Below are 6,000 nucleotides of genomic sequence, written 5' to 3'. Positions count from 1 at the left end.
GGATTTCAGATATATTTTTAAGTGTAGAAGATATTGTTACCATGGTCAAGCGCAGGTAATATCATTACATTAAAGAATAAATAAGTATTTATTGTGATGATATTACTTTTTGGCCATAACTGGATTATTTTACTGTGCCGAAAAATGTTTAACAAAATACAAAGAAATCAAATCTCCTAAAAATGGATGGATAGCATTAATTTCAGGTGCAATAATTGCAATGACCCTATCCATAATTCTATTGTGGATTTTTAATCTTTATTGGTCAATTTTAATTATGGGATTGGCTTTTGTCTTTACTATTGTTATTAGATTTTGTATAGAAAAAAGAAAAAAAGACGCAACGTTATTAAAAAAGTCTGAAAGAATTGCGTTTTGGATTATATTTATGAATTGGTTTATTATTATTAGTACTATCTTTACTTTTATTGCATTCCCTGTTATATTATATCAGCAGGCAGCTCATCAGAATTTGTTTAACTGGAATGATGTTCCAGGAAATAATAATCACACTGAAGCATTAAAATATTTTCTAAAGCAAAATTATAACATTAAAGGGGTTGAAACAGAAAATATTACAAAAATTGATGATGGTAAGACTATCAGAGTATTGACTGAAAATAACTCAATTTTACTCAGACTTAACGATGATAGAACTGTAGCTAATCTTACGATAAGCGATGGTAGATTCGATGAATTCGATGCAAAGATGGAAAATCATGAACTTAATATATACCCGCACATATCTATTACCCAAGTTTTATATTACGACTTTCTATTTTTATATTATTCAATTATATTCTTAGCCGGAGCTATAATTATTTCAATAGATAACCATAAATATTTTTTGAGCCAATCAAAGAATCTATTAAATTCAAAATATCAGGTGTATTTTCCTTATGTTCGTATTATAACAAATTCCACAGAACTAAGAGGTAAGGTATTGAATATATTCGATGAGAATTTGATTATTTTGGATAATTATGGTGGAGCGACTATAAAGGCAGTAGAATGGAATTCGATTACATATCTAGAATTAATTCAGTTGTAAGAAGGTTTTTTCAAAATAATCTCAAACTCTAACACACAAAACTTCTTTTCAAATTCTGCGCTTGAAACCGTCCCCTCTTTTCTTATAGCTTCAAGTTTTTTAAGAGATTCAGGTTTAAAAAACCACAGAGTCGGCTATGAACTGCGGTTCATAAATGAACATGAAAAAGCATCGGTAACGGACTTTTTCATACCAGGGCACAGAGGACACAGAGAATTATTACAACTCTGTGCTCTCTGTGTGCTTCTGTGGTCGAAAAACGCCACACTGCAAATGCATAGTTTAAAATCTCATTAAACCTATTATGAATTATATGATGAACCTGGAAGCTGAAGTTACGGATATAAAGCGCCATGTAATCGAAATCTCAGAAAAGTTAGACGAGCTATTACATGAAAAAGAGATTACTGCGATGATGAAGCTCTCCGAAAAATCGCTATCCTGTTTTATTGAGGAAGAGCCTGATATCTACAAAATAACGGATTTAAAGGCCAGATATCAATGAAGGGGAAAATAGTCCTTGTACCTTTTCCATTTACAGACTTAACTGCTGCAAAGCTAAGACCGGCTTTAGTGATTTACGAAGGCGAAAAAGATGTAATCTTGGCTTTCATATCATCAAAAGTCCCATCTGAACTTTCTGAAGTAGATGTTTTAATAGCAAAGAAATCACCTGGTTTTGGAAAGTCAGGATTGAAAGTAGAATCAGTCATAAAGTTAGATAAAATTGCAACTGTGCTGAAAGACTTAATTGTGGGTGAGCTTGGTGAACTTGAGAAAGAGCTAAGACAAGAGGTAAATCAAAAACTACCGAAGGTGCTAGAGATTTAAAACAAAAATAACTTTAGTCTCTTGCTTGACTTCGTAGGAATATCTCTAATTGTTACGCCAAACGTCTTTTCAATTTCGGCGACCTTCTTCTTAAAAATATCTATAAATATTTATATTATTATTTCAGAAATTAACTATATTCATTTCACGATAAAATCTTCTTGATATACATCTCATACACCGCTGGTTCCACGCTCTTTCCTGCCCAGAACTTCAATATATCTCCTTTATTAACCACCGCTGTTAACGGCAGTTTTTTTTCTTTTGCCTCTTCGTGAAAAATTATGAGATAAAGCGCCGCACCGTCGGGCATGTCTTCCGTGACCTCGACGACCTCTATGCTGTCCCCGTATTTTTTCTCCAGCTCATCGATGTTGAGCTGGTTCGCCTCGCAGAGCTTGCATTTATCCTCCCTGCTTCTGGAACGCCGGATATTGAGGATGACCGGGCGCTCCATTACATTTATCCTTTCGATAAGCTGTTCCACAGGCTCATATTTATCTGCAACGTACTGCTCGATGAACTCTTCATGCTCCTCTTCCATTTCCCGAGTGCCCAAAGAGTATTTTTTTGCAAGCGCTTCGATCAGCTTCTGCCTGAATTTCTTTTTATGCGCCAGCAGGAGTTCCGTGAGGATCATTGTGCCTCTACCAGCCTAGGAGTTACTTGGACAAAAACATTTTTACGAGATATACCCCGACACCTATGATCACAAGGCTGAAGATGGCCTTGATGAGCGGCACGTACTGGGGGTCGAAAAGGGCAGAAATTGCATCCTGCATGCTGAAAAAGAAAGTGAAAAGTGCGATGAATATCAGCCCGACCAGCATTATTACTACAGCTACATTAATGAGTTTCTTGAAAGAATTGTCTTCATTCTTTTTTGTCTCTTCAATATTCGGTTCATCGTTCATGCTATTTCACCTTCTTATTCTATGACAGATGCCATACACAATCAATATACCTATCATTGCCATTGTTATCTCAAATCCCGGTTCCTTTGGTCTGGATGTCGCCGTTGCAGCAGCAGCTACTGGTTTTCCTTCTTCGACGAGTACATAAGTCATGGGCGTGTTGAATTTTACTTCGCTGAGTTTTATTTTATCAGGTACTGTCCCTCCAACAACGTTTTTTCCGCTCTCGGTCACACTTACAGAAAATGTGTATTCCCTGTTCCTTGGGATATCAAAAGTCACTTTTCCCCTTACTCTGCTGGCGCCTTTAATGATGCCTATATCATCGGTCTTTGTATAAGCGGTGTAGGCATCAACTCGTGCGGTCACTTCAACAGTGAGTGGTTTCGAATCCCCGCCCTGGTTGTATATTCCAGGGGAAACATCTACAAGCGCGCCTGAGGCATCGTTATAGATCTTTGTAACAACAAGGTTCATGTCGGTCAGCTTTATATCCGCAGGCTCCCCGGGTCCTGGTTTTGGCTTCACGAGTACTGAAGAGTAGCTCTGGGCTATGGTCTTGCCGCCTTCAAGTACCAGGACTTCAACACCGTATTCGCCCGCATTGGAGACGGTCATGGTCACGCTGCTGGAGGAGCCAGATTTACCTTTGATGTAGCCTATATCCGAATCCTTCTCTGCTACCATGAGATTGCTTGATGGTTCTCTTATCTTTACCTGCAGTGTCAATATGCCTGTATCGCTGTTCTGGTTATTCTGGATATATGGCGTTACAGTGAGTATTGCCCCCTTATCCTGAGGTGAGGACATTATATCTACGGAAGTTACCTCTACATTGTTATATTCCCTGAGGCAGCCGCTAAAAAATACAAGGCTGCCCAGAAGAAAAATTAAAAATAAGGATTTTGTCCTCATTTTATCTTAGAGTCTTACCTTGAGATGTATGGTTTTCATATCCAGGACGTTGTCGCCCATCAGAAGTTTAACCAGCACATCGGTTTCACCATTGGGTGCATCTTTGAACACCGGGAGTACAACTGCCTCGGTATAGGACGTGCCTCCTTTTGCCATTCCCTCCTGGATGGTAAGTGTCTTGTTGGAACCTATTTCCTTGTTATCGATATCGACAAGCACTGTAAGGGTATTCTTATCTATGGTCGTCTTTCCATTATTCTTTACCGAGAAAGTTATTGTGGCGTTCTGGCCTTTGCCGATCTCCCAGGAAGTAACTTCAGCTTCCGATCTGTTCTGAGGTCCTTTCACAAATCCAACGAATTGCAGTCCAGCATCTGGAAGCACTGTGACTTGCACAGGAATTGATTTTGTTTTTATTATGGGTTCACCCTTATCATTTTTGCCAGACGCATATGATAGGGTCATTGCCGTGTTACTGACATCGGTCTTGAAGCTGGGTGCCTGGACCTTCAAGCTGATCGATGCCCAGGATGGCCCCTCTTTTGTCCTTGCAGGGATATTCAGTATCCCGGTTGAGACCACTGTAAGAGGATCAAATGAGGCCACTTTAACAGAGTCAATGGGTCCAGTGCCATTGTTACTTATGGCAACAGAAATGTCTTGTTCCTGGAACTCCTTGATCGTAAATGGAGCCGGGCTTGAAATGACGTCCGCCGGATCAACGGGATTGACAGTCGATACGCATCCTGATGTCAGAATGGCTACAATAGTTAATATGCCAATTAATACTTTCATTATTACCACCGTTCATCAAAATAACTCTGGTACTACTAATAGATATTGGATGGGTAAATAATCACATCCTGCCAAAACATCAACGTATAATAGAAAACTATTTTTATGTTGAGCATAATTGAAGGCTGCTATTATTTTAGGATAGCTTTTATTATTATCATAAGTGATGGACGTGAAATATATTGCTAGAAAATAAAGAATTGCCAGGAAATGTGCCCCTGAGGCTCAGTGAATACATCAGGATTCTGAAATTGACAAGGAAACCTTCAAGGGAAGAATTCAGCGTCATCGCAAAAGTAGCGGGTGCCGGGATACTGTTGATCGGATTCATCGGTTTTATCATATACATATTGATAACAGTGATGCCAGGATGGTTCAAATGAACGATGAGGTGAAAGAGGAATCTGCTCCCATTTATGTGGTCAAGACAACGGCGAACCAGGAAAGGGCAGTGGCCAACCTGATCGAGAAAGTGGCAAAAAAAGAGCATCTTGATATTCGCGCGATCCTGGCGCCCGATGAATTAAAAGGATACATACTCGTCGAGGCTGCAGGACCAGAGGTCGTTGAACAGGTCATTCAGACGCTGCCGCACGCGCGCACGCTGGTGAAAGGTCAGTCCAATTTTGCCGAGGTCGAGCACTTTCTGACGCCCAAACTCACGGTCACGGGTATCACAGAGGGCAGTATAGTGGAGCTTGTATCCGGTCCTTTCAAGGGTGAAAAGGCAAGAGTAAAAAGGATAGATGAAGCTCATGAAGAGATCACCGTCGAGCTGTTCGAGGCGATGGTGCCCATCCCTGTGACGGTCCGCGGTGATAACGTGAGGATTCTGAAACGTGAAGAAATAGAGAAATAATTGCATTAATAAAGGAGAATTAAAAATGGTAACCACATTAGAAGCATTAGTCCCCGGCGGTTCTGCAACCCCGGGTCCGCCACTTGGTCCATCGCTTGGTCCGCTCGGCGTGAATGTAAAGGCAATCATAGATAAGATAAACCAGGAGACAAAAGCGTTCGCCGGAATGCAGGTCCCTGTCAAAATAATAGTTGACGATAAGAAGCAGTTCACGATCCAGGTCGGGACACCGCCAACCTCGTCGCTCATAAAGAAAGAACTGGGAGTCGAAACGGGCTCCGGTACACCGAACACGAAGACGATCGGCAATCTCACTGCTAAACAGGCAGTGAAAATAGCGCGCATGAAGAAGAGCGACACTCTCTCAAAGACATTGAAAAATGCGGTGAAAGAGGTCGTGGGCTCATGCGTTCCCCTTGGTGTGACCTTCGAGGGTCTGAATCCAAAGGAAGCTATTGTAGCGATCAACAGCGGCAAGTTCGATGCAGATCTGAACGAGCCGTTTTAACCTTTTTTTAAAATTTTTTATTTTATATTAATCCCCAACTTTTCTCATTTTTCGTTTTTAAAAACGAAAGTAATATATATGGCCGGTATAGAAGAGAGTTTGGGTTTTGGTGATGTCGCTAGAAAAA

9 protein-coding genes and 1 pseudogene are annotated in these 6,000 nt (G+C 40.5%); 6 read left to right on the top strand and 4 right to left on the bottom strand.

The annotated features are described in order from the left end of the window. The first annotated feature begins 109 nt into the window (after window positions 1-109). The 3 genes from O8C65_02930 to O8C65_02920 all read left to right on the top strand — a co-directional run bounded on the left by O8C65_02930 (window position 110) and on the right by O8C65_02920 (window position 1,882). A complete protein-coding gene (locus tag O8C65_02930) occupies window positions 110-1,051 on the top strand; it encodes a hypothetical protein (protein ID MCZ7355863.1) in 942 nt (313 codons plus the stop codon). Window positions 1,052-1,364: 313 nt separating this feature from the next. Continuing rightward, a complete protein-coding gene (locus O8C65_02925; protein MCZ7355862.1) occupies window positions 1,365-1,556 on the top strand; it encodes a hypothetical protein in 192 nt (63 codons plus the stop codon). After that, complete coding sequence (locus O8C65_02920; protein ID MCZ7355861.1) at window positions 1,553-1,882, top strand: type II toxin-antitoxin system PemK/MazF family toxin; 330 nt, start codon at window positions 1,553-1,555, stop codon at window positions 1,880-1,882. The genes O8C65_02925 and O8C65_02920 overlap by 4 nt, the downstream gene beginning before the upstream one ends. Before the next feature lie 145 nt (window positions 1,883-2,027). Here O8C65_02920 and O8C65_02915 read toward each other — a convergent pair whose 3' ends face one another. From O8C65_02915 to O8C65_02900, 4 genes are read right to left on the bottom strand one after another with little or no spacing between them, the layout of a single operon-like run. Beyond that, on the bottom strand, window positions 2,028-2,522 hold the full coding sequence (locus O8C65_02915) for a hypothetical protein (GenBank protein ID MCZ7355860.1): 495 nt from the start codon (window positions 2,520-2,522) through the stop codon (window positions 2,028-2,030). Between the two features lie 22 nt (window positions 2,523-2,544). After that, window positions 2,545-2,796, bottom strand: coding sequence for a hypothetical protein (locus O8C65_02910; protein ID MCZ7355859.1), 252 nt, complete (start codon window positions 2,794-2,796; stop codon window positions 2,545-2,547). Between the two features lie 6 nt (window positions 2,797-2,802). Next, window positions 2,803-3,711: a hypothetical protein gene (locus O8C65_02905; GenBank protein ID MCZ7355858.1), complete on the bottom strand. Its 909-nt coding sequence runs from the start codon at window positions 3,709-3,711 to the stop codon at window positions 2,803-2,805. Window positions 3,712-3,717: 6 nt separating this feature from the next. Beyond that, complete coding sequence (locus O8C65_02900; GenBank protein MCZ7355857.1) at window positions 3,718-4,506, bottom strand: hypothetical protein; 789 nt, start codon at window positions 4,504-4,506, stop codon at window positions 3,718-3,720. A gap of 233 nt (window positions 4,507-4,739) precedes the next feature. On the opposite strand from O8C65_02900, the pseudogene O8C65_02895 reads away from it, so the two are divergent. From O8C65_02895 to O8C65_02885, 3 genes and pseudogenes are all read left to right on the top strand, one after another. After that, window positions 4,740-4,889, top strand: a pseudogene (locus O8C65_02895) (protein translocase SEC61 complex subunit gamma). Further along, entirely contained in the window at window positions 4,886-5,365 is a 480-nt protein-coding gene (locus O8C65_02890) for a transcription elongation factor Spt5 (protein MCZ7355856.1), read from the top strand. The pseudogene O8C65_02895 and the gene O8C65_02890 overlap by 4 nt, the downstream one beginning before the upstream one ends. Window positions 5,366-5,390: 25 nt before the next feature. Beyond that, window positions 5,391-5,873, top strand: coding sequence for a 50S ribosomal protein L11 (locus tag O8C65_02885; protein ID MCZ7355855.1), 483 nt, complete (start codon window positions 5,391-5,393; stop codon window positions 5,871-5,873). Window positions 5,874-6,000 lie beyond the last annotated feature (127 nt).

The sequence above is a fragment of the Candidatus Methanoperedens sp. genome (assembly GCA_027460535.1).
Classification (GTDB): domain Archaea; phylum Halobacteriota; class Methanosarcinia; order Methanosarcinales; family Methanoperedenaceae; genus Methanoperedens.
The sequence above is the reverse complement of the archived record's forward strand: the minus strand, read 5'-3'. Positions and strand labels throughout refer to the sequence as shown.

Bases quoted from the DNA above. Each gene is read 5' to 3' on its own strand.
- O8C65_02910 (MCZ7355859.1), bottom strand. From the start codon at position 2,796: ATGAACGATGAACCGAATATTGAAGAGACAAAAAAGAATGAAGACAAT.
- O8C65_02885 (MCZ7355855.1), top strand. From the start codon at position 5,391: ATGGTAACCACATTAGAAGCATTAGTCCCCGGCGGTTCTGCAACCCCG.
- O8C65_02925 (MCZ7355862.1), top strand. From the start codon at position 1,365: ATGATGAACCTGGAAGCTGAAGTTACGGATATAAAGCGCCATGTAATC.
- O8C65_02920 (MCZ7355861.1), top strand. From the start codon at position 1,553: ATGAAGGGGAAAATAGTCCTTGTACCTTTTCCATTTACAGACTTAACT.
- O8C65_02915 (MCZ7355860.1), bottom strand. From the start codon at position 2,522: ATGATCCTCACGGAACTCCTGCTGGCGCATAAAAAGAAATTCAGGCAG.
- O8C65_02890 (MCZ7355856.1), top strand. From the start codon at position 4,886: ATGAACGATGAGGTGAAAGAGGAATCTGCTCCCATTTATGTGGTCAAG.
- O8C65_02900 (MCZ7355857.1), bottom strand. From the start codon at position 4,506: ATGAAAGTATTAATTGGCATATTAACTATTGTAGCCATTCTGACATCA.
- O8C65_02905 (MCZ7355858.1), bottom strand. From the start codon at position 3,711: ATGAGGACAAAATCCTTATTTTTAATTTTTCTTCTGGGCAGCCTTGTA.